This window comes from Microbacterium sp. NPDC087589 (assembly GCF_044743635.1).
GTDB lineage: Bacteria > Actinomycetota > Actinomycetes > Actinomycetales > Microbacteriaceae > Microbacterium.
On record NZ_JBIUWV010000002.1, the window covers coordinates 225,188 to 250,410 of the forward strand.

Below are 25,223 nucleotides of genomic sequence, written 5' to 3' on the forward strand. Positions count from 1 at the left end.
TCATGGCTGACTCCACTCTCGCGCTTGACGTCCTCAACGCAGACGGCAAGAAGGCTGGCTCGATCGAGCTTCCCGCCGCGCTGTTCGACGCCAAGACGAACATCCCGCTCATCCACCAGGTCGTCGTCGCGCAGCTCGCGGCGGCTCGCCAGGGAACCCACTCGACCAAGCGTCGCGGTGAGGTCTCGGGTGCCGGCCGCAAGCCCTTCAAGCAGAAGGGCACGGGTAACGCCCGTCAGGGCTCGATCCGCGCGCCGCACATGACCGGCGGTGGAATCGTGCACGGCCCCAAGCCGCGCGACTACTCGCAGCGCACCCCCAAGAAGATGATCGCCGCCGCCCTCCTGGGCTCGCTCAGCGACCGCTTCCGCGGTGACCGCATCCACGCCATCGCGTCGTTCGGCATCAACGGCACGCCTTCGACCAAGACCGCGGTGAACTTCCTCACCAACGTCGTCTCGTCGAAGAACGTGCTCGTCGTCATCGAGCGCAACGACGACGTGACGCTGAAGAGCATCCGCAACCTGTCGAACCTGCACGTGCTGACGTTCGACCAGCTCAACGCCTACGACGTGCTCGTCTCCGACGACATCGTCTTCACCCAGGCCGCGCTCGAGGGCTTCATCGCCTCCAAGTCCGGCGCCAACCAGGAGGTCTCCGCATGAGCGAGCAGGCAGCTGTTCTCCAGACGGCCCTGAACAAGGACCCGCGCGACATCATCCTGAAGCCGGTCGTGTCCGAGAAGAGCTACGGTCTCATCGACGAAGGCAAGTACACCTTCCTCGTCGACCCGCGCGCTTCGAAGACCGAGATCAAGCTCGCCATCGAGAAGATCTTCGGCGTCAAGGTCGCTGGGGTCAACACCCTCAACCGCGTCGGCAAGGCTCGTCGCACCCGCTTCGGCGCAGGCAAGCGCAAGGACACCAAGCGTGCCATCGTGACCCTGAAGTCGGGCACCATCGACATCTTCACGGCAATCGGCTGATCCGGGGGATAAGGACAATAATGGCTATTCGCAAGTACAAGCCCACGACCCCGGGCCGTCGCGGCTCGTCGGTGGCTGACTTCGCCGAGATCACCCGATCGACGCCGGAGAAGTCGCTGCTGCGCCCGCTCTCGAAGACCGGTGGTCGCAACAACCAGGGCCGCATCACGACCCGTCACATCGGTGGTGGCCACAAGCGCCAGTACCGCGTCATCGACTTCCGTCGCAATGACAAGGACGGCGTCGACGCCCGTGTCGCTCACATCGAGTACGACCCCAACCGCACGGCTCGCATCGCGCTGCTGCACTACTTCGACGGCGAGAAGCGCTACATCCTCGCGCCGGCGAAGCTGAAGCAGGGCGACGTCATCGAGTCGGGTGCTGGTGCCGACATCAAGCCGGGCAACAACCTCCCGCTGAAGAACATCCCGACGGGTACCGTCATCCACGCGATCGAGCTCCGTCCCGGTGGCGGCGCGAAGATGGCGCGTTCGGCCGGTGCATCCGTCCGTCTCGTCGCCAAGGATGGCAACTTCGCCCAGCTGCGTCTCCCCTCGGGCGAGATCCGCAACGTCGACTCGCGCTGCCGCGCGACCATCGGCGAGGTCGGCAACGCCGAGCAGTCGAACATCAACTGGGGCAAGGCCGGCCGCATGCGCTGGAAGGGCGTCCGCCCGACCGTCCGTGGTGTCGCGATGAACCCGGTCGACCACCCGCACGGTGGTGGTGAGGGCAAGACGTCCGGTGGACGTCACCCCGTCTCCCCGTGGGGCCAGGCTGAGGGTCGCACCCGTCACGCCAACAAGGAAAGCGACAAGTACATCGTGCGTCGTCGTAACGCCGGCAAGAAGCGTAAGTAGGAGTAAGAGAAGATGCCTCGCAGTCTTAAGAAGGGCCCCTTCGTCGACGATCACCTGCTTCGCAAGGTGGTCGTGCAGAACGAAGCCGGCACCAAGAACGTCATCAAGACCTGGTCTCGCCGGTCCATGATCATCCCGGCCATGCTGGGTCACACGATCGCGGTCCACGACGGTCGCAAGCACATCCCCGTGTTTGTCTCCGAGACCATGGTCGGCCACAAACTGGGCGAGTTCGCGCCCACCCGCACCTTCCGCGGCCACGAGAAGGACGACAAGAAGGGCCGCCGCCGCTGACGCGGTGGCGATAGAGGAGAGAGAAATGGTGGAGTCCATCGCACGCGTGCGACACATCCGCGTGACCCCTCAGAAGGCTCGTCGTGTCGTCGCGCTCATCAAGGGCAAGCAGGCCCAGGAGGCTCTGGCGATCCTGAAGTTCGCGCAGCAGAGCGCCAGTGAGCCGATCTACAAGCTTGTCGCGTCGGCCATGGCCAACGCGCAGGTCAAGGCGGATCGTGACGGCGAATACCTCGACGAGCAGGACCTGTACGTGGCTAACGCCTACGTAGACGAGGGATCGACGCTCAAGCGTTTCCGTCCCCGTGCACAGGGTCGCGCTTTCCAGATCAAGAAGCGCACGAGCCACATCACGGTCGTGCTCTCGACGCCTGAGGCGGCCCCGGCCGCTGCAAGCGACAGCAACAAGAAGGCGAGCAAGTAATGGGACAGAAAGTAAACCCGTACGGCTTCCGCCTCGGCATCACCACGGACCACGTGTCGCGTTGGTTCTCGGACTCGACGAAGCCGGGTCAGCGTTACGCCGACTACGTCGCCGAGGACATCAAGATCCGCAACCTGCTGAAGACGCAGCTCGACCGCGCCGGTGTCTCGAACATCGAGATCGAGCGCACCCGTGACCGCGTCCGCGTCGACATCCACACCGCCCGTCCGGGCATCGTGATCGGTCGTCGTGGAGCCGAGGCCGAGCGCATCCGCGGCGACCTCGAGAAGCTCTCGGGCAAGCAGATCCAGCTGAACATCCTCGAGGTCAAGAACCCCGAGGCTGACGCTCAGCTCGTCGCACAGGGCATCGCCGAGCAGCTTTCTGCTCGCGTGGCGTTCCGTCGTGCGATGCGCAAGGGTCTCCAGGGCGCGCAGCGCGCTGGCGCCAAGGGTATCCGCATCCAGGTCTCCGGCCGCCTCGGCGGCGCCGAGATGAGCCGCTCGGAGTTCTACCGCGAGGGTCGTGTGCCGCTGCACACGCTGCGCGCGAACATCGACTACGGCTTCTACGAGGCGAAGACCACCTTCGGCCGCATCGGCGTGAAGGTCTGGATCTACAAGGGTGACCTGACCAACAAGGAGCTTGCCCGCGAGCAGGCCAACGCACCGAAGTCCCGTCGTGACGACCGTGGTGGCGACCGCCGCCGCGCGCCGCGCAACGAGGCCCCTGTCGCAGAAGGAGCGTCTGCCTGATGCTTATTCCCCGCAAGGTCAAGTTCCGTAAGCAGCACCACCCCGGTCGCAGCGGCCAGGCGACTGGTGGCACGAAGGTCTCCTTCGGCGACTACGGGATCCAGGCTCTTACGCCTGCCTACGTGACGAACCGTCAGATCGAGTCCGCTCGTATCGCGGTCACGCGTCACATCAAGCGTGGCGGCAAGGTGTGGATCAACATCTACCCCGACCGTCCCCTCACCAAGAAGCCTGCCGAGACCCGCATGGGTTCCGGTAAGGGTTCCCCCGAGTGGTGGGTCGCCAACGTCAAGCCGGGTCGCGTCCTCTTCGAGGTCTCAGGCGTGAGCGAGGAACTCGCTCGCGAGGCACTGACCCGTGCCATTCACAAGCTGCCTCTCAAGGCACGCATCATCAAGCGCGAGGAGGGCGACGCGTAATGGCGATCGGCACCAAGGAGCTCGCTCCGGCAGAGCTCGACACGTTCGAAGACCAGCGCCTCGTTGAGGAGCTGCGTAAGGCCAAGGAGGAGCTGTTCAACCTCCGTTTCCAGTCGGCCACCGGCCAGCTGGAGAGCCACGGCCGCATCCGCGCCGTCAAGCGCGACATCGCGCGTCTCTACACCGTGATCCGCGAACGTGAGCTGGGCATCCGCGCGACGCCCGCTCCCGTCGAGGCTCCGGCCAAGAAGGCGACCAAGTCGAAGGCGAAGAAGGCGGACTCCGCTGGCGATAAGGCCGTGGACTCTGCTGAGCCCGCCGAAGCAAAGGAAGAGGCTGAGTGATGGCCACCAAGAAGGAAGCTGCCGTCGAGGCTGAGCACGCAGCACACGATGTTCGCGATGCGGATGCCCGTGGGTACCGCAAGTCGCGTCGTGGCTACGTCATCAGCGACAAGATGGACAAGACCATCGTGGTCGAGGTCGAAGACCGCGTGAAGCACCCGCTTTACGGCAAGGTCATCCGCCGCACCTCGAAGGTCAAGGCGCACGATGAGGCGAACTCCGCCGGCATCGGCGACCTCGTCCTGATCAACGAGACCCGCCCGCTCAGCGCCACGAAGCGCTGGCGTCTGGTTGAGATTCTGGAGAAGGCCAAGTGATCCAGCAGGAATCCCGCCTCAAGGTCGCCGACAACACCGGCGCGAAGGAACTGCTCACCATCCGTGTGCTCGGTGGCTCGCGCCGCCGTTACGCCGGTCTCGGTGACACCATCATCGCGACCGTCAAGGACGCGATCCCGGGCGGAAACGTCAAGAAGGGCGATGTGGTCAAGGCCGTCATCGTCCGTACGGTCAAGTCCACGCGTCGTCCCGACGGCTCGTACATCAAGTTCGACGAGAACGCCGCCGTGATCCTGAAGAACGACGGGGAGCCCCGCGGCACCCGTATCTTCGGACCGGTCGGTCGCGAGCTTCGTGACAAGAAGTTCATGAAGATCGTCTCGCTGGCGCCGGAGGTTATTTAAGTCATGGCGAAGATCAAGAAGGGTGACCTGGTTCAGGTCATCACCGGAGCGACGCAGGAGCGTGGCGGAGATCGCGGCAAGCAGGGCAAGGTCCTCGAGATCCTGGCCGACAAGAACCGCATCATCGTCGAAGGCGTGAACTACGTCACCAAGCACACGCGCGTCGGACAGACGCAGCGTGGCACCAAGACGGGCGGCCTCGAGACTGTCGAGGCCTCCATCCACATCTCGAACGTCGCAGTCGTCGACCCCTCGACCAAGAAGCCGACCAAGGTCGGCCACCGGGTCGAGGAGCAGACCAAGGACGGCGTCAAGCGCACCGTCCGTGTGCGGTACGCGAAGAAGTCAGGTAAGGACCTCTGATGGCAACCACCGACGCTGCGGTGGCTGGCAAGATCCAGCCCCGCCTGAAGGCGAAGTACAAGGCCGAGATCCAGCAGAAGCTGCAGGATGAGTTCGGCTACACCAACGTGATGCAGATCCCCGGTCTGGTCAAGGTCGTCGTGAACACCGGTGTCGGTGAAGCGGCCCGCGACAGTAAGGTGATCGACGGCGCGATCGACGATCTCACCAAGATCACCGGTCAGAAGCCGCTCGTCACGAAGGCTCGCAAGTCGATCGCGCAGTTCAAGCTGCGCGAGGGCCAGGCCATCGGCGCACACGTCACCCTCCGTGGTGACCGTGCGTGGGAGTTCCTGGACCGTCTCGTCTCGCTCGCTCTGCCCCGCATCCGCGACTTCCGCGGTCTGTCGGGCAAGCAGTTCGACGGGAACGGCAACTACACCTTCGGTCTCCAGGAGCAGAGCGTGTTCCACGAGATCGATCAGGACAAGATCGACCGGGTTCGCGGTTTCGACATCACTGTCGTCACCACCGCGAAGACGGACGATGAAGGTCGCGCGCTTCTGCGTCACCTCGGCTTCCCCTTCCGTACGGAAGACGCCAAGGCGTAACCCTTCGACAGGCTCAGGGACCGATTCGGTCACTGAGCCTGTCGAGATTCGGTCACTGAGCCTGTCGAAGTGCCCGTACAATTGAAGATTGCGTGTCATCGCAGGCCGTCTGTCGTGTAACGGCAGCCGGAACCTCATGAACAAAGGAAAACAACAATGACAATGACAGACCCGGTCGCAGATCTGCTGACCCGTCTGCGCAACGCGAACTCGGCGCATCACGATTCCGTGACCCTGCCGTCGAGCAAGCTCAAGACGCACATCGCCGAGATCCTCCAGCAGGAGGGCTACATCGCCGGGTGGGAGACGTCTGACGCTCGCGTCGGCACGAACCTCACCCTGCAGCTCAAGTACGGTCCCAACCGTGAGCGTTCGATCGCGGGCATCAAGCGCGTGTCGAAGCCCGGCCTCCGCGTCTACGCGAAGTCCACCGAGCTGCCCAGGGTCCTCGGCGGACTCGGCGTGGCCATCCTGTCCACCTCCTCCGGTCTTCTCACCGACCGTCAGGCAGAGCAGAAGGGCGTGGGCGGAGAAGTTCTCGCCTACGTGTGGTAATCGAAAATGTCGCGTATTGGACGACTTCCCATCGACGTTCCCGCGGGCGTGACCATCTCGGTCGACGGCCGTGAGGTCGCGGTGAAGGGCCCCAAGGGTGAACTCACCCTGACGGTCGCCAAGCCCATCGAGGTCGCGGTCGAGGAGAACCAGGTTCTCGTCACCCGTCCCGACGACGAGCGCGAGTCCCGGTCGCTTCACGGCCTGACCCGCACGCTCATCAACAACAACATCATCGGCGTGACCCAGGGCTACACCAAGGGTCTCGAGGTCGTCGGTACCGGTTACCGAGTGGCACAGAAGGGCAGCTCGGTCGAGTTCGCCCTCGGCTTCTCGCACCCGGTCCTCATCGACCCGCCCGCCGGTATCACGCTCACGGTCGAGGGCACCAACAAGCTCACGGTCAGTGGTATCGACAAGCAGGCTGTCGGCGAGGCAGCTGCGAACATCCGCAAGATCCGCAAGCCCGAGCCGTACAAGGGCAAGGGCGTGCGCTACGCCGGCGAGATCGTGCGTCGCAAGGCCGGAAAGAGTGGTAAGTAACCATGGCTCTCAAGTCAAAGTCTGACGCCCGCGCGCGTCGTCATGCCCGCCTTCGCAAGAAGGTCGTCGGCACCGAGTCGCGTCCGCGTCTCGTCGTCAACCGCTCGGCTCGCCACGTCTTCGTGCAGCTTGTCGACGACAGCAAGGGTCACACCGTGGCGTCGGCATCGACGCTCGAGACCGACCTGCGCTCGCTCGAGGGTGACAAGACCGCCAAGGCCCGCAAGGTCGGCGAGCTTCTCGCCGAGCGTGCGAAGTCTGCCGGCGTTTCCGAGGCAGTGTTCGACCGTGGCGGCAACCGCTACGCCGGTCGTGTCGCCGCCATCGCCGACGGCGCCCGCGAAGGGGGTCTGGCACTGTGAGTGACAACAAGGAGAACGAAGTGACCGAAGCGGCAGCTGCCACTTCCGAGACTGCCACCGGCACCACGCAGGCAGAGCCGTCTCAGCGCGACAACCGCCGCGGCGGCGGTCGTGGAGACCGCAACCAGGGTGGCCGTGACCGCAACTCCCGCGACCGTGGGGACAACCAGTTCCTCGAGCGCGTGGTCACCATCAACCGCGTCTCGAAGGTCGTGAAGGGTGGTCGTCGCTTCAGCTTCACCGCTCTCGTGGTCGTCGGTGACGGCAACGGTCTGGTGGGCGTCGGCTACGGCAAGGCCCGTGAGGTCCCTCTGGCGATCTCGAAGGGTGTTGAAGAGGCCAAGCGCAACTTCTTCCGCGTTCCGCGCGTCGGAAGCACGATCCCGCACCCCGTCCAGGGTGAGGCCGCAGCAGGCGTCGTCCTGCTTCGTCCGGCCGCTGCCGGTACCGGTGTCATCGCCGGTGGTCCGGTCCGCGCCGTGCTCGAGTGCGCCGGTATCCACGACGTGCTGTCGAAGTCGCTCGGCTCGTCGAATACGATCAACATCGTGCACGCGACGGTGACGGCCCTGAAGATGCTCGAGGAGCCCCGTGCGGTCGCCGCACGCCGTGGCCTCGAGTTCGATCAGGTCGCACCCGCGCGTCTCGTCCGTGCGGAGGCAGACGCCATCGCCGCACAGAAGGTAGGTGCCTGATGGCTGCGCGCCTGAAGGTCACGCAGGTCAAGTCCAAGGTGAGCGAGAAGCAGAACCAGCGTGACACGCTGCGCAGCCTCGGTCTGAAGCGCATCGGTGACACCACCGTTCGCCCCGACGACGCGCAGACGCGCGGTTACGTCAAGACCGTCGCCCACCTCGTAAAGGTTGAGGAGATCGACTAATGGCTGAGAAGAACGAAGCCGTCGAGGCCGAGAAGGCCACGAAGAAGGCTGCCGCTCCCAAGGCCGCAGCCGAGAAGAAGCCCGCCGCCAAGAAGGCACCTGCAAAGGCGTCTTCGGCCAAGGCCGACGCCGTCAAGAAGCCTGCTGCGAAGAAGGCTGCGCCGAAGAAGGATGCTCCGGCATCCCGCCCCGGCGTGCTGAAGGTGCACCACCTGCGTCCGGTCCCCGGATCCAACACCGCGAAGACCCGTGTCGGTCGCGGTGAGGGCTCCAAGGGTAAGACCGCGGGTCGCGGTACCAAGGGCACGAGGGCTCGCAACACTGTTCGCGTCGGCTTCGAGGGTGGGCAGATGCCGCTGCACATGCGCACCCCGAAGCTGCGCGGGTTCAAGAACCCGTTCCGCGTCGAGTACCAGGTCGTCAACCTGGAGAAGCTCGCGGAGCTGTACCCCAAGGGTGGCGATGTCACCATCGGCGACCTGGTCGCCAAGGGTGCCGTTCGCAAGAACGAGAAGGTCAAGGTTCTCGGAAACGGCGACATCGCCGTGAAGCTCACCGTAGCGGTCGACAAGGTCTCGGGTTCTGCCGAGCAGAAGATCGTGGCGGCCGGCGGATCCGTCAAGTAACCACTTCATGAGAGGGGTCGGAGATTCTCCGGCCCCTCTTATGGGTTAGCCTGTTCTTTCAGCCGTCCTTCAGGGATCGGCAACCTTTCAGGAGGACGTCCTTGTTTAGCGCCATCGCGCGGATCTTCCGCACGCCCGACCTGCGTCGGAAGATCGGTTTCACCCTCGCCATCATCGCCATCTACCGGCTCGGCTCGAATGTGCCTGCTCCGTTCGTGAACTTCCCGAACGTCGAAGAGTGTCTCGCGCTGAACTCCGGGACAGAGGGACTCCTCGGGCTCGTCAACCTGTTCTCGGGTGGCGCCCTCCTCCAACTCTCGATCTTCGCGCTCGGCGTCATGCCGTACATCACCGCGACGATCATCACGCAGCTCCTCCGCGTGGTCATCCCTCACTTCGAGGCACTGCACAAAGAGGGTCAGGCCGGCCAGGCCCGCCTGACGCAGTACACGCGCTACCTCACGATCGCACTGGCGCTGCTGCAGTCGACCACGCTCGTGACGGTGGCCCGCAGCGGCCAGCTCTTCGGCACGACCGACATCGCCGCCTGCCAGAACCTCCTCACCAACGATGTGTGGTGGGCGCAGCTGCTCATGATCATGACCATGACGGCGGGCACCGGCCTGATCATGTGGTTCGCCGAGCTCGTCACCGAGCGCGGCATCGGCAACGGAATGTCGCTGCTGATCTTCACCTCGATCGCCGCCACGTTCCCCGGCGCCATGTGGCTCATCTGGGAGAGCAGGGGCTTCGAGGTGTTCCTCCTGGTGCTCCTGGTCGGAATCATCGTGATGGGGCTCGTCGTGTTCGTCGAGCAGTCCCAGCGGCGCATCCCGGTGCAGTACGCCAAGCGCATGGTCGGTCGTCGCACTTACGGCGGCACCAACACCTACATCCCGATCAAGGTCAACATGGCCGGCGTGATCCCCGTGATCTTCGCTTCTTCGCTGCTCTACATCCCTGCGCTCATCGCGCAGTTCAACACTCCGCAGGACGGCTCGGAGCCGGCCGCGTGGGTCACCTGGATCAGCGCGAACTTCACGACCGGCAACAGCCCCATCTACATGGCTGTGTACTTCCTGCTGATCATCGGGTTCACGTACTTCTACGTCGCGATCACCTTCAACCCGGTCGAGGTCGCGGACAACATGAAGAAGTACGGCGGATTCATCCCCGGCATCCGGGCCGGTCGTCCCACCGCCGAGTACCTCGATTACGTGCTCACCCGCATCACGCTGCCCGGGTCGATCTACCTCGGCCTGATCGCGCTCATCCCGCTGATCGCTCTCGCCACGGTGGGTGCCAACCAGAACTTCCCGTTCGGCGGCGCGTCGATCCTCATCATCGTGGGTGTCGGTCTCGAGACGGTCAAGCAGATCGATGCTCAGCTCCAGCAGCGTCACTACGAAGGGCTCCTCCGATGATGGTTCGACAGGCTCACCAACCCACGGCCAGGTTGCTCATCGTCGGTCCGCAGGGCTCGGGCAAGGGCACCCAGGGTGTCCGAATCGCCGAGTCCTACGGCATCCCGGTCGTCTCGACCGGAGACATCTTCCGCGCGAACATCAAAGAGGGCACGCCGCTCGGACAGCAGGTCACGGCCATCCTCGACAAGGGTGACCTTGTTCCCGACGAGCTCACCAGCGAGATCGTTCGCGACCGCCTGGCGCAGGACGACGCGGCGAACGGCTTCCTGCTCGACGGGTATCCCCGCAACTCTGCTCAGGTGGAGCACCTCGACACGTTCCTCGCCGGTCGCGGCGAGTCTCTCGACGCGGTCATCCTTCTCGACGTTCCGCGTGAGGAGAGCATCGAGCGGTTGAAGCTGCGTGCGGCCGAGCAGGGTCGTTCGGACGACACCGACGAGGCCATCGCGCACCGCCTGGACATCTACGAGCACGAGACGGCCCCGATCCTCGAGGTTTACGGGCCCCGTGGCATCGTCGACCGCATCGATGGCGTGGGTTCGCTCGACGAGATCACCGAGCGCGTGTTCGCAGCTCTGGTCGCTCGCGGCCTGCGTCTCGCGGCCTGAACACCCGCACGATGTTCCGCAAGTCGATCTACAAGAACGCAGCTCAACTGCGCGCGATGGTCGAACCCGGCCTCATCACGGCCGCGGCACTGGATGCCGTCCGGCCACTGATCCGGCCGGGGGTCACGACCCTCGAGCTCGATGCCGAGGCCAACCGCGTGATCCTGGCCCGTGGCGCAGAGTCGAACTTCCAGCTGGTCCGCGGCTACCGGCACACCACCTGCATCTCGGTCAACGAAGAGGTCGTGCACGGCATCCCCGGCGAGCGGATCCTGCAGGCAGGCGACATCGTGTCGATCGACTGCGGCGCTCAGTTCCAGGGGTGGAACGGCGACAGTGCCATCACCGTGGTCGTGCCCGACGACACCCGACCTGAGCTCGTCGCACAGCGGCAGGAGCTCTCGCGCGTGACAGAGGGCTCCATGTGGGCCGGTATCGCCGCCATGGCGTCCGCTTCTCACCTGGGTGACCTCGGCGCCGCCATCCAGGGTTACATCGAGGCTCAGGGCCCGTCAGCGGTCTCGGGCCAGACCTACGGCATCCTTCGCGAGTACGTCGGACACGGCATCGGTCGCAAGATGCACGAGGCACCGAGTGTCTTCAACTACCGCACCCCTGATCCGGGCGCGGAGGTCAAGCCGGGACTCGTGCTGGCGATCGAGCCGATGGTGACCGCCGGCAGCGACGAGACCTTCGTCGAGGACGATGACTGGACCGTCTCGACGGTCGACGGCACCGACGGATCGCACTGGGAGCACAGCGTCGCCCTGCACGAAGACGGCATCTGGGTGCTCACCTCACCCGATGGGGGAGCGGCAGGCCTCGCACCCTTCGGCGTAACACCGACGCCGATCGCCTGACCGGCAGCGCGCTGGGCCGCGGCCGAGCGGTTTCGTTGCGGCTTTGTCGCTCTGCCGGCTGTTCCGCTTGCCGCTTGTCCTTGTGCCGCTTGTCGTTGTGTCGTTGTGCCGCGCGAGACCGCTGATTGTGCACGAGACCCGTGATTGTGCGTGAGCCCCGTGTGCGTGACGTCGGTTTCGTCGACGGATGCCGGTCTCGTGGCGTGTGGCCGCGTGCGAGGTGAGGTCGGTGCGCGAGACCGGTGATTGTGTGTGAGACCCGTGCGCATGACGTGGGTTTCGTCGACGGATGCCGGTCTCGTGGCGTGTGGGCGCGTGCAACGTGAGGCGGGTGCGCGAGACCGGTGATTGTGCGTGAGACCCGTGCGCACGACGTGGGTTTCGTCGACGGATGCCGGTCTCGTGGCGTGTGGGCGCGTGCGGTGTGTGGTCGGTGCGCGTGAGCGTGGATTGTGCGTGAGACCCGTGCGCAGGACGTGGGTTTCGTCGACGGATGCCGGTCTCGTGGCGTGTGGGCGCGTGCAACGTGAGGCGGGTGCGCGAGACCGGTGATCGTGCGTGAGACCCGTGCGCATGGCGTGGGTTTCGTCGACGGATGCCGGTCTCACCGGCGGGCGTCAGGTCAGCTCTGCGCGGCGAGGCGCGACACCGCGACCTCGCGCGGGCTGAGCTTCATCGAGGCGAGCATCCCCTCCTGCGGAGGTCGCACGAGGGGCACGTCGGCGGCGACCAAGGCGACGCGAAGCGGGTCGACCCTCCACACGTCGGAGAGGTCCCAGCGGGCGATCGGATGTCCGTTGCGACGAAGCCTGTCCTCGCGGCGCTTCTCATCCGCGAGGCGCTGAGCGGCCGCATCCGGATCATCGAGGTCGTACTTGCCCCATCCATCAGCTTCGCCGATGACCCGGGATGACGGGAAGAAGAAGTCGGCCCGGTCCCTCGCTCCTTCGTACGCGAACTCGGCCTGCAGCTGAGGTGTCTCGAAGCCGCACCACGCGATCACTGCGCGGCTGATGCTCTCGCCGGGTGATTCCGAACGCTCGTCTGCATTTGTCCAGGCCCATCGCGCTCGGGCTCGGCCCCGGCTGTTCATCTGGCCGCCGAGAGTCTCGTCAGCGATCGACCGCCGCACGTTGCCGCCCTGGAACGGCGATAACGCCGCGTCAGCGACCGCCAGTCCCTTCGCCGGTGACAGAACCCTCGTCAGATCGACGGCCGTATCGAGAAGGTCGGTGCAATGGATGCCTGCGATCGAGGTGACTCCGCGGGAATCTGCGGACGAGTGGACTGCGACGTCGCCGAATCGCCGTGATTTCTCGCCTGCATCCGCCAGCACATGGATCTGGGCGGTCTCGCCGAAGTGCGGCAGGCCATGCAGCACGGCTGCGGACTCGAGACACAGGACCGCGCCCGGATGCGTGCGCGCGAAGGCGTGCACCCGCGCCGCGTACCGCTGCCAGGGACGGAGCGCGTCGTACAGATCGCGACGTGCGTGAACACCGTGGCGCACACGACGAAGTCGCGGACTCGCTGCGCGCAGCCCCAACATCCGCATCTCTGCACTCACGATCAGCGGCACCGGCGATGTGACGAAAGCGCGATCGGAGAGGGTCTGCACAGTTGCATCCTCTCCGCACAGGCGCGGCGCCACCGGGCTGGAGCGTTGATTCACCGAATGCTGTGAGGGAGCGCTCCTGGATGCTGGTCGGTGCAGGAACAGTTCGGTGTCGTCGGTGGCCCATGGAGCGCGTCCGCAGCGCGCGCAGCACGCCCAATGTGAGACCGACTTCGCGGGGCGAGACCCACGGTGGGAACGTGGGTCTCATGCACGGAGGCCGGTCTCGGGCTGGGTGGGTGGTGGGGCGCAGCGCGCTCGACTTGAGACTGACTTCGCGGGGCGAGACCCACGGTGGGAACGTGGGTCTCGTGCACGGAGGCCGGTCTCGCGAATCGGCGAGGGCCGGGCGGCCGCGAGCGAGACAGGACAAGGTCACAACGCGCACATAGGTTTCTCCGGGCACAATGGGTGTATGGGTGCGCATGCACCCGAAGACTTCAGGTCTGGCCCGCCGCGGGCCGGCCTCGACAGAAACGGAAAGCAATGGCAGCCGCGAAGAGCAACACCAACTGGTTCGTGATCGGCGTCTCGGCGGCAGTGGTGGTCGTGCTGGCCGTGCTGGCGTTCGTCGTCGTGTTCCTGAACAACCAGGCCACCGCCCCGGGCACGGCCCCGCAGAGCTCCATCGTCAACGAGGAGACCGGCGCCATCTCGTTCGGAACGGGCGAGGACGAGATCGACACGTACGTCGACTTCATGTGCCCCGTGTGCGGGCAGTTCGAGGATGCCTACGGCGAGCAGCTGCAGGCCGCGGCGGCTGACGACCAGATCACGCTGAACATCCACCCGGTGTCGATCCTCAACCGTCTCTCGACGACGGGGGAGTTCTCCTCGCTGTCGGCCGGCTCGATGTACTGCGTCGCCGAAGAGGCTCCCGACTCGACCCTCGACTACTTCAACCTGCTCTTCGCGAACCAGCCGGAGGAGAACTCCGCCGGACTCAGTGCCGACGAGCTCAGCGCTCTCGCCGAGCAGGCGGGCGCCGGCGCGGCAGCGGACTGCATCGCCGACGGCACCTACAACAAGTTCGCCGATTCGCAGACCAAGGTGCACGAGATCTCGGGAACTCCGACCGTCGAGATCAACGGGACCCGCATCGACAACAGCGAGATCGCGACGGAGTTCGCCAAGATCCTCGGCTGACCAGCTCGGCTGATCAGCCTCACATCGACACGGGAGTTCCGGCATTCTGCTCGGGTTGCCGGAACTCTCGATGTCGGATAACATAGATCCTTGGTGCCTTGCGCCTTGATTCGGCGTGTCTGAATCGGCAGAAAGCACCGCAATCCAATCACCCACCGCAGATCGACCGGTCTGCAGAAGCGTCAGCGAGGCTATGGCTAAGAAAGACGGTGTCATCGAGATCGAGGGCGTGATCTCCGAGGCTCTGCCCAACGCGATGTTCCGCGTTGAGCTCTCCAACGGACACAAGGTCCTTGCAACGATCTCAGGCAAGATGCGGCAGAACTACATCCGCATCATCCCCGAAGACCGTGTGGTCGTGGAGCTCAGCCCCTACGACCTGACCCGTGGACGAATCGTCTACCGCTACCGCTGATCGGTCGAGAAGTAACACCCCAGGCGCCCAGCCTGCCCGGTGAAGACAGCGAATAGGAAACATCATGAAGGTCAACCCCAGCGTCAAGCCCATGTGCGATCACTGCAAGGTGATCCGCCGTCACGGCCGCGTCATGGTCATCTGCAAGAGCAACCCGCGCCACAAGCAGCGCCAGGGCTGAGTGCCCGTCGGCCTTGCCGGCGGACTCTTCGGAGCTGACTCACAACTCAATACACACAACGGCAGGATCAGACGTTTCGACAGGCTCAACGGCCTACCGGGACTGACACCTCGGGGCGGAGGCCCGAGCACCGATCCTGCTCCACACCTCTACCAATCTCAGGAGAACCGCATGGCACGTCTTGCCGGCGTTGACATCCCGCGCGATAAGCGCGTGGTGATCGCCCTTACCTACATCTACGGCGTCGGCCGTACCCGCTCGGTCGAGATCCTCAAGGCTACAGAGATCGACGAGAGCATCCGCGTGAAGGACCTCAGCGATGAGCAGCTGATCACCCTCCGCGACCACATCGAAGGCAACTACAAGGTGGAGGGTGACCTGCGCCGCGAGGTCGCCGCAGACATCCGCCGCAAGGTCGAGATCGGCTCCTACGAGGGCGTCCGCCACCGTCGTGGCCTCCCGGTCCGTGGTCAGCGCACCAAGACCAACGCCCGTACCCGCAAGGGCCCGAAGCGCACCGTCGCAGGCAAGAAGAAGGCCCGCTAAGCGCGGCCCCCAGGGACTAGGAGAACACTTTCATGGCTGCACCCAAGGCCGCCGCGCGCAAGCCGCGCCGCAAGGAAAAGAAGAACATCGCGCTGGGCCATGCCCACATCAAGTCGACGTTCAACAACACCATCGTTTCGATCACCGACCCGTCCGGCGCTGTCATCAGCTGGGCATCGTCGGGTGGCGTGGGCTTCAAGGGCTCGCGCAAGTCGACCCCGTATGCCGCTGGTCTGGCCGCCGAGTCGGCTGCCCGTCAGGCGCAGGAGCACGGCGTCAAGAAGGTCGACGTCTTCGTCAAGGGACCGGGCTCGGGTCGCGAGACCGCGATCCGTTCGCTGACGGCCGCCGGCCTCGAGGTCGGCTCGATCCAGGACGTCACCCCGCAGGCGCACAACGGTTGCCGCCCGCCGAAGCGCCGCCGCGTCTGATCCGGCTTGTCGAGCCGCTCGGTCCTTCGGGGCCGAGCGGCTCGACGCCCGCCCCTTCGACATGCTCAGGGACCGGGCATCGACTCCCAAAACTCAAAACCTCACCCCACCACATGTCATATAGCGGGCATGTGATCGAAAGGAACACAGAGTGCTTATTGCACAGCGTCCCACACTGACCGAGGAAAAGATCGTCGAGAACCGTAGCCGGTTCATCATCGAGCCTCTGGAGCCCGGCTTCGGATACACGATCGGCAATGCGCTTCGTCGCAGCCTGCTGTCGTCGATCCCCGGCGCCGCGGTCACCAGCGTTCGCATCGACGGCGTGCTGCACGAGTTCAGCACCATCCCCGGCGTGAAGGAGGATGTCACCGAGATCATCCTCAACATCAAGCAGCTCGTCGTCTCGTCGGAGCGCGACGAGCCCATCACGGCGTACCTGCGCAAGACCGGTTCGGGCGAAGTGACCGCCGCTGACATCTCGGCTCCGGCCGGTGTCGAGGTCCAGAACCCCGAGCTCGTCATCGCGACGCTCAACGAGACCGCGAAGTTCGAGCTCGAGCTCACGATCGAGCGTGGCCGTGGCTACGTCTCGGCGACGCAGAACCGCAACGAGTACGCCGAGGCCGGTCAGATCCCGATCGACTCGATCTACTCGCCGGTGCTCAAGGTCAGCTACCGCGTCGACGCCACCCGTGCGGGTGAGCGCACCGACTTCGACAAGCTCGTCCTCGACGTCGAGACCAAGTCCGCCATCAGCCCCCGCGACGCAGTGGCTTCGGCTGCGAAGACGCTCACCGAGCTGTTCGGTCTCGCTCGCGAGCTGAACGTCGAGGCTGAGGGCATCGAGATCGGCCCGGCACCGGTGGAGGCAGTCAACTCCAGCGAGCTGTCGATGCCGATCGAGGACCTCGACCTCTCGGTCCGCTCGTACAACTGCCTGAAGCGTGAGGGCATCAACACTGTTTCCGAGCTCGTCGCCCTGTCGGAGACGCAGCTCATGAACATCCGCAATTTCGGCCAGAAGTCGGTCGACGAGGTGCGCGACAAGCTCATCTCGCTCGGTCTGTCGCTCAAGGATTCGGTGCCCGGTTTCGACGGCGCCCATTTCTACAGCGGCAGCGAAGACGAGTCCTTCTGAAACCCGACCTTTCTGACCAGGAGTTAGACGATTATGCCCAAGCCCACTAAGGGTCCCCGCCTCGGAGGCGGCCCCGCACACGAGCGCCTGCTGCTTGCCAACATGGCGGCACAGCTCTTCATCCACAAGTCGATCAAGACGACCGAGACCAAGGCCAAGCGCCTGCGTCCGCTCGCGGAGCGTCTCATCACGCTCGGCAAGCGCGGCGACCTGCACGCTCGTCGTCGTGCGATGACCGTGCTGCGTTCCAACAAGGACGCCGGACACGTGCTCTTCACCGAGATCGCTCCGCTCGTCGCAGACCGTGAGGGTGGCTACACCCGCATCACGAAGGTCGGCAACCGCAAGGGTGACAACGCCCCCATGGCCGTGATCGAGCTCGTTCTCGAGCCCGTCACCCCCAAGGCGAAGTCCACCAAGAAGGCTGCTAAGGCTGAGAAGCCCGCCGAGGTCGTCGAGGAGGCTCCCGCAGAGGAGACCACCGACGCCGGCGCCGAGTCGCAGGCCGAGGGAGAGGCAGCCGAGGCTGCCGCCGAGGACGCTGTCGAGACGAAGTCCGAGTAAGCACCTCGCTCGTTCGAAGAAGCCCGCCGCCCCGAAAGGGACGGCGGGCTTCTTCGTTGCTGCGACGCCGCCGTCAGCGCGTGCGCAGATCCTTGCGCAGGATCTTCCCGGATGCCGACCTCGGCATCCCGTCGATGAACTCGACCTGGCACACCTTCTCTCAAGGTGCGACGTGTGGCGTCCCGGATCTGAGCCTGCGCGCAGCGATCACACCGGTCCGGTTGCGCGATACCGTGTGCCGGGTCGACCCTTCGTCGTGTAGTCGAGGGTGCGGACCGCGCGCCCCGTGCTCGCGAGGTGTTCGAGGTAGCGTCTGGCGCTGACGCGTGAGATGGTCAGGTCGTCGCCGATGTCGGTGGCGGAGGCGTCGGGTCGAGCTGCGAGGGCCGACGAGATCCGGTCGAGGGTCTCCGGGCTCAGCCCCTTGGGGAGTCCGAATCGCTGACGGAAGGCGATGATCGCGTCGGCGGCCTCGACGCGCTGCACGACATCGTGCAACTCGGTGTGATCGCGCAGCAGCAGAGTGGCCTCTACATCGGTCCCGTCGACGCGGCTCCCGGTGCTGCGTGCCACCAGGACGTGCGATCCGACGATCACCGGTCGGCCCTCGTTCTCGCCGACCCTGAGCACATCGAGCAGCTCGTCGTCGAGGACGTCGGCCGCGACCGCGTCGTCGAGATCACCGGCGTCCTTCTCGAGCAGGCGCGCGGCGGCGTCATTCGCAAGAGTGATCCTGCCGGCGCCGTTGACGGTGATGACCCCCTCACTGAGGCGATGCAGGGTCGTCTCCTGGTTCTTCACCAAGGCCGCGATCTGATGCGGCTCCAGCCGGTAGATCCGTCGCCTGATCACCGAGGTCACCCACGCCGAACCGAAGACGCCGAGCACGGCGGCCGCGAGCATCGCCGAGATCAGCCAGGTGAGGTTGGCGGTGAACTCCTCGTTGAGCTCCGACTCGAGGATGCCGACGGATGCCGTGCCGATGACCTCTCCCTCGTCCTCGCGGATCGGCACCTTGACGCGCCAGGACGTGCCCAGTGTGCCGGTCTGGGTGCCGACGTAGATCTCGCCCGAGAGGGGCACCGACGGATCCGTCGACACCCGCTCGCCGATGCGGTCGGGGTTCGGGTGGGAGTACCGGATGCCGTCGGCGTTCGCCACGACGACGTATGCGAGATCGGATGCTTCGCGGATGACCTCGGCGATCGGCTGGATCGCAGTGGCCGGATCGACGTCGTCGAAGGCGTCGAGGACGGGAGGAAGAGCTGCGATCGATTGGGCAACAGCCTGCATCCGATCCTTGTAGGCCTCGCGCAGCGCCTGCTCCTGCAGCGCACCGGCGACGATCCCGGTGGCAAGGGTCACCAAGAACACGATCAGCGCCTGCAGAGCCAGCAGCTGCACCCGGAGCGTCATCTTCGAGGCCACCCGCCCATTCTCCTCGCTGTGCGCGTGCGCCGCGACGCGGCGTAAGAGGCGATCGTGACCAATAGTTTCGGAACGCGACCAATGGTTTCCGAAGCTTGAGCAGCGGCGGGCGCCCTCCCAGTGTGGACGGACAGCAACACGAACGCTCAAGGAGGAGCGCACATGAAGAAGTCACGCATCGGCACGGCGGTGGCACTCGCCGCAGCAGCCGCACTCGCACTGACGTCGTGCTCGGGCAGCACCGAAGCCGCAGGCGACGGCGCCGCGGACGAGGCCGTCACGATCAGCGACGTGAACATCGTCGTTCCAGCAGACCCCGGCGGAGGCTGGGACCAGACCGGCCGCGCACTGTCGCAGCTTCTCACCGAGGAGGGGATCGTCGGCTCGGCGCCGGTCACCAACGTCGGAGGTGCCGGCGGCACTGTCGGTCTCGCCCAGCTCGCGAACGAGCAGGATCCGGCGACCCTCATGGTGATGGGGCTCGTGATGGTCGGCGCGGTCGAGACCAACGCCTCGGCCGTGCGCATCGAGGACATGACGGCCATCGCCCGTCTCACCGACGAACCGCTGGTCGTGGTCGTGCCGGCGGACTCGGAGTACGACACGCTCGAGGATCTCGTCGACGACGTGGTCGACAGGGGGCAGGAGGTGACCATCACCGGAGGCTCTGCCGGCGGCGCCGACCACATCCTCGCCGGGCTCATGCTCGAGGAGGCCGGACTCGACGGCGCCGAGATCGCCGAGAAGCTGAACTACACGCCGAACTCCGGCGGCGGCGAAGCGACGTCGCTGATACTGGGCGGCAAGGTCGACGCGGGCATCTCTGGTGTCGGCGAGTTCCTGCAGCACATCGACGCGGGCACGATGAAGGCTCTTGCAGTGTCATCGGACGAGCCGGTCGAGCAGCTTGCCGACGTGCCCACGATCACGGATTCGGGCTACGACGTCGTGCTGACGAACTGGCGCGGCGTGATCGCACCGGGAGGTATCGACGACGCGAACCGCGAGGAGCTGACGCGAATCGTCACGGAGCTGCATGAGTCGGAGGCTTGGACGGCCGAACTCGAGACGCGCGGTTGGGCGGATGCGTTTCTCACGGGCGACGAGTTCGACGAGTTCCTCGATGGGAACATCGAAGAGGTCACGGCGACCCTGCAGAACATCGGTCTGGTCGGCTGACATGAGTATCGGGTCCTCCGGGCCCGACGGTGTGCGGATCGGCGAACGCCGGTCCGCACGCATCGTCGGCCCCATGCCGGTGGGCGAACTCGTCTTCGCCCTGCTGATGGTCGCGCTGGGCGTCTTCGCCCTGATCGGAGTCTTCTCCATCCATGTCCCGGTCGGCGCCCAGGTCGGGCCGACCGTGTTCCCGGTCTTCGTCGCGATCCTGCTCCTCGGCTCAGCGGTAGCCGTACTCGTCGGCATCCTCCGCGGCCAGAGGGGTGTTCCCGAGGACGGGGAGGACGTCGATCAGTCCCTCCCCACCGACTGGATCACACTCGTGAAGATCGCCGCGTTCCTCGTGGCGCACCTCTTCCTCATCGAGCCCGTCGGCTGGGCGCCGGCCGCAGCGATCCTGTTCGGCGGTGTCGCCTGGTCGCTGGGAGCGAAGCGGTGGTGGGTCGCCTTCGGCGTCGGGATCGCCCTCGCGCTCGTCGTCCAGGTCGTCTTCGGCGGGCTGCTCGGACTGTCGTTGCCCTGGGGTCCCGCTCTGGGCTGGCTCGGGAGGATGTTCTGATGGACAGCTGGTCTCTGCTCCTCGAGGGATTCGCGACTGCGCTGCAGCCGCAGTACCTCGTCTTCGCCTTCCTCGGCGTGCTCATCGGCACAGCGGTGGGCGTGCTCCCGGGGATCGGCCCGGCCATGACGGTGGCACTGCTGCTGCCGCTCACCTACACGCTCGAACCGGCGGCCGCCCTGATCACCTTCGCGGGGATCTACTACGGCGGGATGTACGGCGGGTCGACCACGAGCATCCTGCTGAACACCCCGGGGGAGTCGGCCTCGATCGTCACGGCCATCGAGGGCAACAAGATGGCCAAGATGGGACGCGGCGCGGCGGCGCTCGCGACTGCCGCACTCGGGTCATTCGTCGCCGGAACGCTCGCGACCATCGGGCTCACGCTGCTGGCCCCCGTGCTCGCACAGTTCGCCGTCAATCTCGGCCCGGCGGACTACGTCGCACTCATCGTCGTCGCCTTCATCACCGTCGGAGCGCTGATGGGGTCGTCCGTTCCGCGCGGCCTCCTCTCGCTCGGCGTGGGGCTGTTCCTCGGCCTCGTCGGAACCGATCGGCTCTCAGGGCAGCAGCGGTACACGCTCGGACTGCTCCCGCTCGCCGACGGCATCGACATCGTGCTGGTCGCGGTCGGGCTGTTCGCGGTGGGAGAGACGCTGTACATCGCCGCGAGACTGCGGCACGGCGCGATCGACGTGATCCCCGTAACGCGCGGGTGGCGCAGTTGGATGAAAAAGGACGACTGGCGTCGTTCGTGGAAGCCCTGGCTGCGCGGCACCGCGATCGGCTTCCCGATCGGCACGATCCCCGCGGGTGGAGCCGATGTGGCGACCTTCCTCTCGTATGCGACGGAGCGCAAGCTCTCGAAGCACAAGTCCGAGTTCGGACGCGGCGCGATCGAAGGCGTCGCCGGACCTGAATCCGCGAACAACGCTGCGGCCGCCGGGGTGCTCGTTCCGCTGCTGACACTCGGATTGCCGACCACGGCGACCGCCGCGATCATCCTCACGGCCTTCCAGTCGTACGGCCTGCAACCCGGACCGATGCTGTTCACGAGCCAGTCGAACCTCGTCTGGGCGCTCGTGGCGAGCCTCTACATCGGCAATGTCATCCTGCTCGTGCTGAACCTGCCGCTCGTGGGCATGTGGGTGAAGCTCCTGCAGATCCCGCGTCCGTACCTCTATGCGGGGATCCTGGTCTTCGCCGCCTTCGGCGCCTACGCGTTGAACTACTCGGTGGTCGACATCCTCATCCTGACGATCGTCGGGGTGCTCGGGTTCTTCATGCGGAGGTACGGGTTCCCGGTCGCTCCGCTCGTGGTCGGCATGATCCTCGGGCCGATGGGCGAGGCCCAGCTGCGGCGCGCACTCCAGCTCAGCCAGGGAGACCTGACGACGCTCGTCGCGCAGCCGTTCGCCGCGACCGCCTACGTCCTGCTGGCGCTCCTGATCGTCGGCGGCCTGTGGTTGCGTCGACGCCAGCGCCGCTACGAGCAGGCGCTGACAGAGTCGATCTCGGTGCCCGTCAGGGCCGACTCGGAGGTCTGACGGCAGAACGAGGAGGGGCCTGCGAGTAGGCTGATCCGGTGACTGATGCAGAGACCCTGAGCAGAGGGCCTCGCGCCTACACGGCATTCATCGGCATCGGCCTGATCGCGGGCCTCCTCTCCGGCCTCTTCGGCGTCGGCGGAGGCACGGTGATCGTCCCGCTGCTCGTGCTCTTCCTGCATTTCAACCAGCGGCTCGGCGCCGGCACGTCGCTCGCCGCGATCGTCCCGACGGCGACGGTCGGCGTCATCTCATACGCGATCAATGACTCCGTCGCCTGGATCCCCGCGCTGATCCTCGCAGCGGGCTCCGTCGTCGGCGCCCAGATCGGCACCCGGATGCTGCCGAAGATCTCGCAGACGGTGCTGCGCTGGTTCTTCGTCGGCTTCCTCGTGGTCGTGATCGTGAGCCTGTTCCTGGTCGTGCCGTCGCGGGACGCGGAGTTCGAGCTGCAGCTGCTCAACGGGCTCGCCCTCGTGGTGGTCGGCGTCGCAACCGGCATCCTCGCAGGGCTCATCGGGGTCGGTGGCGGTGTGATCGTCGTGCCGATCCTGATGCTCGCGTTCGGCACGAGCGATCTCGTCGCCAAGGGCACGTCACTGCTCATGATGATCCCGACCGCCATCTCGGGCACGATCGGCAACCTGCGCAACCGCAACGTCGACCTGCTCGCCGCGGCGATCGTCGGAGTGTCGGCGTGCACGACCACCGCGCTCGGTGCGTGGCTGGCGACGCTGATCGACCCGATGGTGGGAAACATGCTGTTCGCGGCATACCTCGTGGTCATCGCAGTGCAGATGGCGATGAAGGCCATCAAGGGGCGCAAGAAGAAGGACTGAGGGCGGCTCTGTCGCAGGCGCTCGGTAGGATCGAGGGGTGGCAGTGAACCAAGATCTTCTCGGCCGGGAATTCCCGCCGACCTCTCCCTACCTCGTCGGCCGCGAGAAGGTGCGCGAGTTCGCGCGCGCTGTCTTCGCCGACGCTCCGCAGCACACCGACGTCGAGGCCGCGCGTGCGGCCGGTTTCACCGATGTCGTGGCGCCGCCGACCTTCGCGATGGTCATCCAAGACCTCACGCTGCAGCAGCTGCTCGCCGAACCCGACTCGGGCATCGTGCTGGCCCGCACGATCCACGCCGAGCAGAAGTTCGCCTACTCGCGCCCGATCGTCGCGGGCGACGAGCTCACCGGCACACTGCGCGTGACCGCCATCCGCATGATGGGCGGCAACGCCATGATCACCAGCGCGGCCGAGATCACGGATGCCGCCGGCGAGCATGTCGTCACCGCCACCAGCGTGCTGCTGGTCGGCGCCGAAGAAGGAGCAGAGTGATGCCGTTCGCTGTCGGAGACATCGTCGCAGAGCGCACGGTGCACATCACCCGAGAGTCGCTCGTGCGCTACGCAGGGGCTTCAGGCGACTTCAACCCGATCCATTATCGTGACGACATCGCCGCCGAGGTGGGCCTGCCGGGCGTCCTCGCGCACGGCATGCTCACGATGGGCATCGCCTCGTCGGTGGTCGTCGCGGCTCTCGAGCCGGGCGCGCGGATCATCGACTACGGCGTGCGATTCACCAAACCGGTCGTGGTCGACCCCGCAGACGGAGCCGACCTCCACGTCGCCGCCACCGTCGGCGCCGTCGACGAGGAATCGACGCGCATCGACCTCAAGGTCACGTTCGGTGAGACGACGGTGCTCGTCAAGGCGCAGCTGCGCGTCGCCGCCTGATGGGCGACGGCGTGGTGCACGAGGTCGAGCCGCTCGCGCTGGCGACTCTGACGACCCTCCGCACAGGTGGGGCTCCCGAGCGGATGCTCGAGGCGTCGACCTCTGCTGAGCTGGTCGATGCGCTCACCGACGTGTGGGCGCGCGGCGATGAGTGGTTCGTCCTCGGTGGCGGATCCAATCTGTTCATCGGTGACGACTCGTTCGAGGGCACCGTCATCCGCATCCTCACCCGCGGCATCGAGGAGCTCCCGTCTCCGCATGCCGGACGCATCCGGCTCCGCGTGCAGGCCGGTCACGGCTGGGACGATCTCGTCGCCTACGCCGTGGAGCACGGGTATGCCGGACTCGAGGCGATGAGCGGCATCCCGGGCACCGTCGGCGCCTCACCGGTGCAGAACATCGGCGCGTACGGTCAGGAGATCCAAGAGACCCTCGTCGAGGTCGAGCTGATCGACGAGGCGACGGGCGACGTGTCGGTCGTCCCGGCGTCCGAGCTCGGGCTCGGGTTCAGAACCTCTGTGCTCAAGCACCACTACGGCGGCGTGCCGCAGCGCCGCGCCGTCATCCTGTCGGTCACAGTCGACCTTCTCGTCGCCGAAGAGCGCGTCGTCCGCGGTGAGCAGCTGCGCAGGGCGCTGGGTCTCGACTCGGACGCGCCTGTGCCGCTCGCCTGGGTGCGCGAACGGATCCTCGCCACTCGCGCGTCGAAGGGGATGCTGCTCGACAAGAACGACCCCGACACGCACGGCGTCGGATCCTTCTTCCAGAACGCGATCGTGCCCGAGGTCGTCGCCCGCGCCCTGCCGCCCGAGTGCCCGCGATGGCCGGTGACTCCCGACCTCGACACGGTCACGGTGATCCCGCTCTCCTCGTACGAAGGCTTCGTGCCGGCCGCGAAGCCGGAGGCGCCCGACGTGAAGGTGAGTGCCGCCTGGCTGATCGAGCAGGCCGGAATCCGCAAGGGATTCAAGCTGCCGAGGTCACGGGCATCCGTCTCGACCAAGCACGCTCTCGCCCTCACCAACCGGGGCGGTGCCACGGCGGCCGAGGTGTCTGAGCTCGCCCGCTTCATCCAGAGCCGCGTCCATTCGGAGTTCGGGCTCGTGCTGCAGCCGGAGCCCGTGCTGCTCGGCGTCGAACTGTAGTTCATCAGGCCGGCCGCAT

At 65.9% G+C, this 25,223-nt stretch carries 37 protein-coding genes; 35 read left to right on the forward strand and 2 right to left on the reverse strand.

Annotation, left to right across the window (positions count from 1 at the left end):
* Window positions 1–2: 2 nt before the first annotated feature.
* The 21 genes from rplD (at window position 3) to map (ending at window position 11,577) form a co-directional block, all read left to right on the forward strand.
* Entirely contained in the window at window positions 3–665 is a 663-nt protein-coding gene (gene rplD, locus ACIOU8_RS06975; protein WP_400787481.1) for a 50S ribosomal protein L4, read from the forward strand.
* Entirely contained in the window at window positions 662–985 is a 324-nt protein-coding gene (gene rplW / locus ACIOU8_RS06980) for a 50S ribosomal protein L23 (RefSeq protein ID WP_042538754.1), read from the forward strand. Before rplD ends, rplW begins: the two co-directional genes overlap by 4 nt.
* A 20-nt stretch (window positions 986–1,005) precedes the next feature.
* On the forward strand, window positions 1,006–1,845 hold the full coding sequence (rplB, locus tag ACIOU8_RS06985; RefSeq protein ID WP_042538755.1) for a 50S ribosomal protein L2: 840 nt from the start codon (window positions 1,006–1,008) through the stop codon (window positions 1,843–1,845).
* Between the two features lie 12 nt (window positions 1,846–1,857).
* Window positions 1,858–2,139 carry a 30S ribosomal protein S19 gene (gene rpsS / locus ACIOU8_RS06990; RefSeq protein WP_017829205.1) on the forward strand — a complete coding sequence of 94 codons (282 nt, stop codon included), beginning with the start codon at window positions 1,858–1,860 and terminating at the stop codon, window positions 2,137–2,139.
* A 25-nt stretch (window positions 2,140–2,164) separates the two neighbouring features.
* Window positions 2,165–2,563, forward strand: coding sequence for a 50S ribosomal protein L22 (gene rplV / locus ACIOU8_RS06995; protein ID WP_290159178.1), 399 nt, complete (start codon window positions 2,165–2,167; stop codon window positions 2,561–2,563).
* The gene (gene rpsC, locus ACIOU8_RS07000) at window positions 2,563–3,318 is read left to right on the forward strand and encodes a 30S ribosomal protein S3 (RefSeq protein ID WP_042538759.1); all 756 of its coding nucleotides are present in this window, start codon (window positions 2,563–2,565) and stop codon (window positions 3,316–3,318) included. Before rplV ends, rpsC begins: the two co-directional genes overlap by 1 nt.
* Window positions 3,318–3,737: a 50S ribosomal protein L16 gene (rplP, locus tag ACIOU8_RS07005; RefSeq protein ID WP_042538761.1), complete on the forward strand. Its 420-nt coding sequence runs from the start codon at window positions 3,318–3,320 to the stop codon at window positions 3,735–3,737. The genes rpsC and rplP overlap by 1 nt, the downstream gene beginning before the upstream one ends.
* Window positions 3,737–4,081, forward strand: a complete 345-nt coding sequence (rpmC, locus tag ACIOU8_RS07010) for a 50S ribosomal protein L29 (protein WP_400787488.1) — start codon at window positions 3,737–3,739, stop codon at window positions 4,079–4,081. The genes rplP and rpmC overlap by 1 nt, the downstream gene beginning before the upstream one ends.
* Window positions 4,081–4,398 (forward strand): 30S ribosomal protein S17, encoded by a 318-nt coding sequence (rpsQ, locus tag ACIOU8_RS07015; RefSeq protein WP_042538763.1) that lies wholly within the window; start codon window positions 4,081–4,083, stop codon window positions 4,396–4,398. Before rpmC ends, rpsQ begins: the two co-directional genes overlap by 1 nt.
* Window positions 4,395–4,763 (forward strand): 50S ribosomal protein L14, encoded by a 369-nt coding sequence (gene rplN, locus ACIOU8_RS07020; protein ID WP_042538766.1) that lies wholly within the window; start codon window positions 4,395–4,397, stop codon window positions 4,761–4,763. The genes rpsQ and rplN overlap by 4 nt, the downstream gene beginning before the upstream one ends.
* Window positions 4,764–4,766: 3 nt before the next feature.
* Window positions 4,767–5,126 (forward strand): 50S ribosomal protein L24, encoded by a 360-nt coding sequence (gene rplX / locus ACIOU8_RS07025; protein ID WP_056514171.1) that lies wholly within the window; start codon window positions 4,767–4,769, stop codon window positions 5,124–5,126.
* Window positions 5,126–5,716: a 50S ribosomal protein L5 gene (gene rplE, locus ACIOU8_RS07030; RefSeq protein ID WP_042538772.1), complete on the forward strand. Its 591-nt coding sequence runs from the start codon at window positions 5,126–5,128 to the stop codon at window positions 5,714–5,716. Before rplX ends, rplE begins: the two co-directional genes overlap by 1 nt.
* A 156-nt stretch (window positions 5,717–5,872) precedes the next feature.
* Window positions 5,873–6,271, forward strand: coding sequence for a 30S ribosomal protein S8 (rpsH, locus tag ACIOU8_RS07035; RefSeq protein ID WP_140037891.1), 399 nt, complete (start codon window positions 5,873–5,875; stop codon window positions 6,269–6,271).
* Between the two features lie 6 nt (window positions 6,272–6,277).
* Entirely contained in the window at window positions 6,278–6,814 is a 537-nt protein-coding gene (rplF, locus tag ACIOU8_RS07040; RefSeq protein WP_042538776.1) for a 50S ribosomal protein L6, read from the forward strand.
* Window positions 6,815–6,816: 2 nt separating this feature from the next.
* Complete coding sequence (rplR, locus tag ACIOU8_RS07045) at window positions 6,817–7,176, forward strand: 50S ribosomal protein L18 (protein WP_042538778.1); 360 nt, start codon at window positions 6,817–6,819, stop codon at window positions 7,174–7,176.
* Window positions 7,177–7,196: 20 nt separating this feature from the next.
* Window positions 7,197–7,871, forward strand: a complete 675-nt coding sequence (gene rpsE, locus ACIOU8_RS07050) for a 30S ribosomal protein S5 (RefSeq protein ID WP_258184276.1) — start codon at window positions 7,197–7,199, stop codon at window positions 7,869–7,871.
* Window positions 7,871–8,056 carry a 50S ribosomal protein L30 gene (gene rpmD, locus ACIOU8_RS07055; RefSeq protein ID WP_140037889.1) on the forward strand — a complete coding sequence of 62 codons (186 nt, stop codon included), beginning with the start codon at window positions 7,871–7,873 and terminating at the stop codon, window positions 8,054–8,056. Before rpsE ends, rpmD begins: the two co-directional genes overlap by 1 nt.
* Window positions 8,056–8,682: a 50S ribosomal protein L15 gene (gene rplO / locus ACIOU8_RS07060; protein ID WP_140037888.1), complete on the forward strand. Its 627-nt coding sequence runs from the start codon at window positions 8,056–8,058 to the stop codon at window positions 8,680–8,682. Before rpmD ends, rplO begins: the two co-directional genes overlap by 1 nt.
* 101 nt (window positions 8,683–8,783) lie before the next feature.
* Window positions 8,784–10,106 carry a preprotein translocase subunit SecY gene (gene secY, locus ACIOU8_RS07065; RefSeq protein WP_400787497.1) on the forward strand — a complete coding sequence of 441 codons (1,323 nt, stop codon included), beginning with the start codon at window positions 8,784–8,786 and terminating at the stop codon, window positions 10,104–10,106.
* Window positions 10,103–10,717: an adenylate kinase gene (locus tag ACIOU8_RS07070; protein WP_400787500.1), complete on the forward strand. Its 615-nt coding sequence runs from the start codon at window positions 10,103–10,105 to the stop codon at window positions 10,715–10,717. Before secY ends, ACIOU8_RS07070 begins: the two co-directional genes overlap by 4 nt.
* Before the next feature lie 11 nt (window positions 10,718–10,728).
* On the forward strand, window positions 10,729–11,577 hold the full coding sequence (gene map / locus ACIOU8_RS07075; protein WP_400787503.1) for a type I methionyl aminopeptidase: 849 nt from the start codon (window positions 10,729–10,731) through the stop codon (window positions 11,575–11,577).
* Between the two features lie 622 nt (window positions 11,578–12,199).
* Here map and ACIOU8_RS07080 read toward each other — a convergent pair.
* Window positions 12,200–13,195 (reverse strand): hypothetical protein, encoded by a 996-nt coding sequence (locus tag ACIOU8_RS07080; protein ID WP_400787506.1) that lies wholly within the window; start codon window positions 13,193–13,195, stop codon window positions 12,200–12,202.
* A 483-nt stretch (window positions 13,196–13,678) separates the two neighbouring features.
* Between ACIOU8_RS07080 and ACIOU8_RS07085 the strand changes: the two genes are divergently transcribed.
* The 7 genes from ACIOU8_RS07085 (at window position 13,679) to rplQ (ending at window position 17,616) form a co-directional block, all read left to right on the forward strand.
* Complete coding sequence (locus ACIOU8_RS07085; RefSeq protein WP_400787508.1) at window positions 13,679–14,338, forward strand: DsbA family protein; 660 nt, start codon at window positions 13,679–13,681, stop codon at window positions 14,336–14,338.
* Between the two features lie 193 nt (window positions 14,339–14,531).
* Window positions 14,532–14,753, forward strand: coding sequence for a translation initiation factor IF-1 (gene infA / locus ACIOU8_RS07090; protein ID WP_017201569.1), 222 nt, complete (start codon window positions 14,532–14,534; stop codon window positions 14,751–14,753).
* A gap of 64 nt (window positions 14,754–14,817) precedes the next feature.
* A complete protein-coding gene (gene rpmJ, locus ACIOU8_RS07095; RefSeq protein WP_033106073.1) occupies window positions 14,818–14,934 on the forward strand; it encodes a 50S ribosomal protein L36 in 117 nt (38 codons plus the stop codon).
* Window positions 14,935–15,105: 171 nt separating this feature from the next.
* Window positions 15,106–15,480, forward strand: a complete 375-nt coding sequence (gene rpsM / locus ACIOU8_RS07100) for a 30S ribosomal protein S13 (protein WP_400787512.1) — start codon at window positions 15,106–15,108, stop codon at window positions 15,478–15,480.
* Window positions 15,481–15,512: 32 nt separating this feature from the next.
* Window positions 15,513–15,911: a 30S ribosomal protein S11 gene (gene rpsK / locus ACIOU8_RS07105; RefSeq protein WP_042538796.1), complete on the forward strand. Its 399-nt coding sequence runs from the start codon at window positions 15,513–15,515 to the stop codon at window positions 15,909–15,911.
* A 151-nt stretch (window positions 15,912–16,062) separates the two neighbouring features.
* The gene (locus ACIOU8_RS07110; RefSeq protein ID WP_290159197.1) at window positions 16,063–17,052 is read left to right on the forward strand and encodes a DNA-directed RNA polymerase subunit alpha; all 990 of its coding nucleotides are present in this window, start codon (window positions 16,063–16,065) and stop codon (window positions 17,050–17,052) included.
* 33 nt (window positions 17,053–17,085) lie between these two features.
* Entirely contained in the window at window positions 17,086–17,616 is a 531-nt protein-coding gene (rplQ, locus tag ACIOU8_RS07115; protein WP_400787517.1) for a 50S ribosomal protein L17, read from the forward strand.
* 207 nt (window positions 17,617–17,823) lie between these two features.
* Here rplQ and ACIOU8_RS07120 read toward each other — a convergent pair whose 3' ends face one another.
* On the reverse strand, window positions 17,824–19,044 hold the full coding sequence (locus tag ACIOU8_RS07120; protein ID WP_400787519.1) for a hypothetical protein: 1,221 nt from the start codon (window positions 19,042–19,044) through the stop codon (window positions 17,824–17,826).
* A 162-nt stretch (window positions 19,045–19,206) separates the two neighbouring features.
* On the opposite strand from ACIOU8_RS07120, the gene ACIOU8_RS07125 reads away from it, so the two are divergent.
* From ACIOU8_RS07125 to ACIOU8_RS07155, 7 genes are read left to right on the forward strand one after another with little or no spacing between them, the layout of a single operon-like run.
* Window positions 19,207–20,223, forward strand: a complete 1,017-nt coding sequence (locus ACIOU8_RS07125) for a Bug family tripartite tricarboxylate transporter substrate binding protein (protein WP_400787521.1) — start codon at window positions 19,207–19,209, stop codon at window positions 20,221–20,223.
* A 1-nt stretch (window position 20,224) separates the two neighbouring features.
* A complete protein-coding gene (locus ACIOU8_RS07130; protein WP_400787524.1) occupies window positions 20,225–20,782 on the forward strand; it encodes a tripartite tricarboxylate transporter TctB family protein in 558 nt (185 codons plus the stop codon).
* Complete coding sequence (locus ACIOU8_RS07135; RefSeq protein ID WP_400787527.1) at window positions 20,782–22,329, forward strand: tripartite tricarboxylate transporter permease; 1,548 nt, start codon at window positions 20,782–20,784, stop codon at window positions 22,327–22,329. Before ACIOU8_RS07130 ends, ACIOU8_RS07135 begins: the two co-directional genes overlap by 1 nt.
* A gap of 38 nt (window positions 22,330–22,367) precedes the next feature.
* The gene (locus ACIOU8_RS07140; protein WP_290159209.1) at window positions 22,368–23,168 is read left to right on the forward strand and encodes a sulfite exporter TauE/SafE family protein; all 801 of its coding nucleotides are present in this window, start codon (window positions 22,368–22,370) and stop codon (window positions 23,166–23,168) included.
* A gap of 37 nt (window positions 23,169–23,205) precedes the next feature.
* Complete coding sequence (locus ACIOU8_RS07145; protein ID WP_400787530.1) at window positions 23,206–23,661, forward strand: MaoC family dehydratase N-terminal domain-containing protein; 456 nt, start codon at window positions 23,206–23,208, stop codon at window positions 23,659–23,661.
* Window positions 23,661–24,059, forward strand: a complete 399-nt coding sequence (locus ACIOU8_RS07150; RefSeq protein WP_363574731.1) for a MaoC/PaaZ C-terminal domain-containing protein — start codon at window positions 23,661–23,663, stop codon at window positions 24,057–24,059. Before ACIOU8_RS07145 ends, ACIOU8_RS07150 begins: the two co-directional genes overlap by 1 nt.
* Window positions 24,059–25,204 carry a UDP-N-acetylmuramate dehydrogenase gene (locus tag ACIOU8_RS07155; RefSeq protein WP_400787533.1) on the forward strand — a complete coding sequence of 382 codons (1,146 nt, stop codon included), beginning with the start codon at window positions 24,059–24,061 and terminating at the stop codon, window positions 25,202–25,204. Before ACIOU8_RS07150 ends, ACIOU8_RS07155 begins: the two co-directional genes overlap by 1 nt.
* The last annotated feature ends 19 nt before the right edge of the window (window positions 25,205–25,223 follow it).

Excerpts from the sequence above, each read along its gene's own strand:
- rplX (WP_056514171.1), top strand. The coding sequence starts at position 4,767 with ATGGCGAAGATCAAGAAGGGTGACCTGGTTCAGGTCATCACCGGAGCG.
- ACIOU8_RS07070 (WP_400787500.1), top strand. The coding sequence starts at position 10,103 with ATGATGGTTCGACAGGCTCACCAACCCACGGCCAGGTTGCTCATCGTC.
- rplF (WP_042538776.1), top strand. The coding sequence starts at position 6,278 with ATGTCGCGTATTGGACGACTTCCCATCGACGTTCCCGCGGGCGTGACC.
- rpsC (WP_042538759.1), top strand. The coding sequence starts at position 2,563 with ATGGGACAGAAAGTAAACCCGTACGGCTTCCGCCTCGGCATCACCACG.
- ACIOU8_RS07150 (WP_363574731.1), top strand. The coding sequence starts at position 23,661 with ATGCCGTTCGCTGTCGGAGACATCGTCGCAGAGCGCACGGTGCACATC.
- rpmD (WP_140037889.1), top strand. The coding sequence starts at position 7,871 with ATGGCTGCGCGCCTGAAGGTCACGCAGGTCAAGTCCAAGGTGAGCGAG.
- infA (WP_017201569.1), top strand. The coding sequence starts at position 14,532 with ATGGCTAAGAAAGACGGTGTCATCGAGATCGAGGGCGTGATCTCCGAG.
- rplW (WP_042538754.1), top strand. The coding sequence starts at position 662 with ATGAGCGAGCAGGCAGCTGTTCTCCAGACGGCCCTGAACAAGGACCCG.
- rpmJ (WP_033106073.1), top strand. The coding sequence starts at position 14,818 with ATGAAGGTCAACCCCAGCGTCAAGCCCATGTGCGATCACTGCAAGGTG.
- rpsS (WP_017829205.1), top strand. The coding sequence starts at position 1,858 with ATGCCTCGCAGTCTTAAGAAGGGCCCCTTCGTCGACGATCACCTGCTT.
- rpmC (WP_400787488.1), top strand. The coding sequence starts at position 3,737 with ATGGCGATCGGCACCAAGGAGCTCGCTCCGGCAGAGCTCGACACGTTC.
- ACIOU8_RS07155 (WP_400787533.1), top strand. The coding sequence starts at position 24,059 with ATGGGCGACGGCGTGGTGCACGAGGTCGAGCCGCTCGCGCTGGCGACT.
- rplE (WP_042538772.1), top strand. The coding sequence starts at position 5,126 with ATGGCAACCACCGACGCTGCGGTGGCTGGCAAGATCCAGCCCCGCCTG.
- map (WP_400787503.1), top strand. The coding sequence starts at position 10,729 with ATGTTCCGCAAGTCGATCTACAAGAACGCAGCTCAACTGCGCGCGATG.
- ACIOU8_RS07125 (WP_400787521.1), top strand. The coding sequence starts at position 19,207 with ATGAAGAAGTCACGCATCGGCACGGCGGTGGCACTCGCCGCAGCAGCC.
- rplV (WP_290159178.1), top strand. The coding sequence starts at position 2,165 with ATGGTGGAGTCCATCGCACGCGTGCGACACATCCGCGTGACCCCTCAG.
- rpsM (WP_400787512.1), top strand. The coding sequence starts at position 15,106 with ATGGCACGTCTTGCCGGCGTTGACATCCCGCGCGATAAGCGCGTGGTG.
- ACIOU8_RS07135 (WP_400787527.1), top strand. The coding sequence starts at position 20,782 with ATGGACAGCTGGTCTCTGCTCCTCGAGGGATTCGCGACTGCGCTGCAG.
- rpsQ (WP_042538763.1), top strand. The coding sequence starts at position 4,081 with ATGGCCACCAAGAAGGAAGCTGCCGTCGAGGCTGAGCACGCAGCACAC.
- rplR (WP_042538778.1), top strand. The coding sequence starts at position 6,817 with ATGGCTCTCAAGTCAAAGTCTGACGCCCGCGCGCGTCGTCATGCCCGC.
- rplP (WP_042538761.1), top strand. The coding sequence starts at position 3,318 with ATGCTTATTCCCCGCAAGGTCAAGTTCCGTAAGCAGCACCACCCCGGT.
- ACIOU8_RS07130 (WP_400787524.1), top strand. The coding sequence starts at position 20,225 with ATGAGTATCGGGTCCTCCGGGCCCGACGGTGTGCGGATCGGCGAACGC.
- rplO (WP_140037888.1), top strand. The coding sequence starts at position 8,056 with ATGGCTGAGAAGAACGAAGCCGTCGAGGCCGAGAAGGCCACGAAGAAG.
- rpsH (WP_140037891.1), top strand. The coding sequence starts at position 5,873 with ATGACAATGACAGACCCGGTCGCAGATCTGCTGACCCGTCTGCGCAAC.
- rplD (WP_400787481.1), top strand. The coding sequence starts at position 3 with ATGGCTGACTCCACTCTCGCGCTTGACGTCCTCAACGCAGACGGCAAG.
- rplQ (WP_400787517.1), top strand. The coding sequence starts at position 17,086 with ATGCCCAAGCCCACTAAGGGTCCCCGCCTCGGAGGCGGCCCCGCACAC.
- rplB (WP_042538755.1), top strand. The coding sequence starts at position 1,006 with ATGGCTATTCGCAAGTACAAGCCCACGACCCCGGGCCGTCGCGGCTCG.
- ACIOU8_RS07085 (WP_400787508.1), top strand. The coding sequence starts at position 13,679 with ATGGCAGCCGCGAAGAGCAACACCAACTGGTTCGTGATCGGCGTCTCG.
- rpsK (WP_042538796.1), top strand. The coding sequence starts at position 15,513 with ATGGCTGCACCCAAGGCCGCCGCGCGCAAGCCGCGCCGCAAGGAAAAG.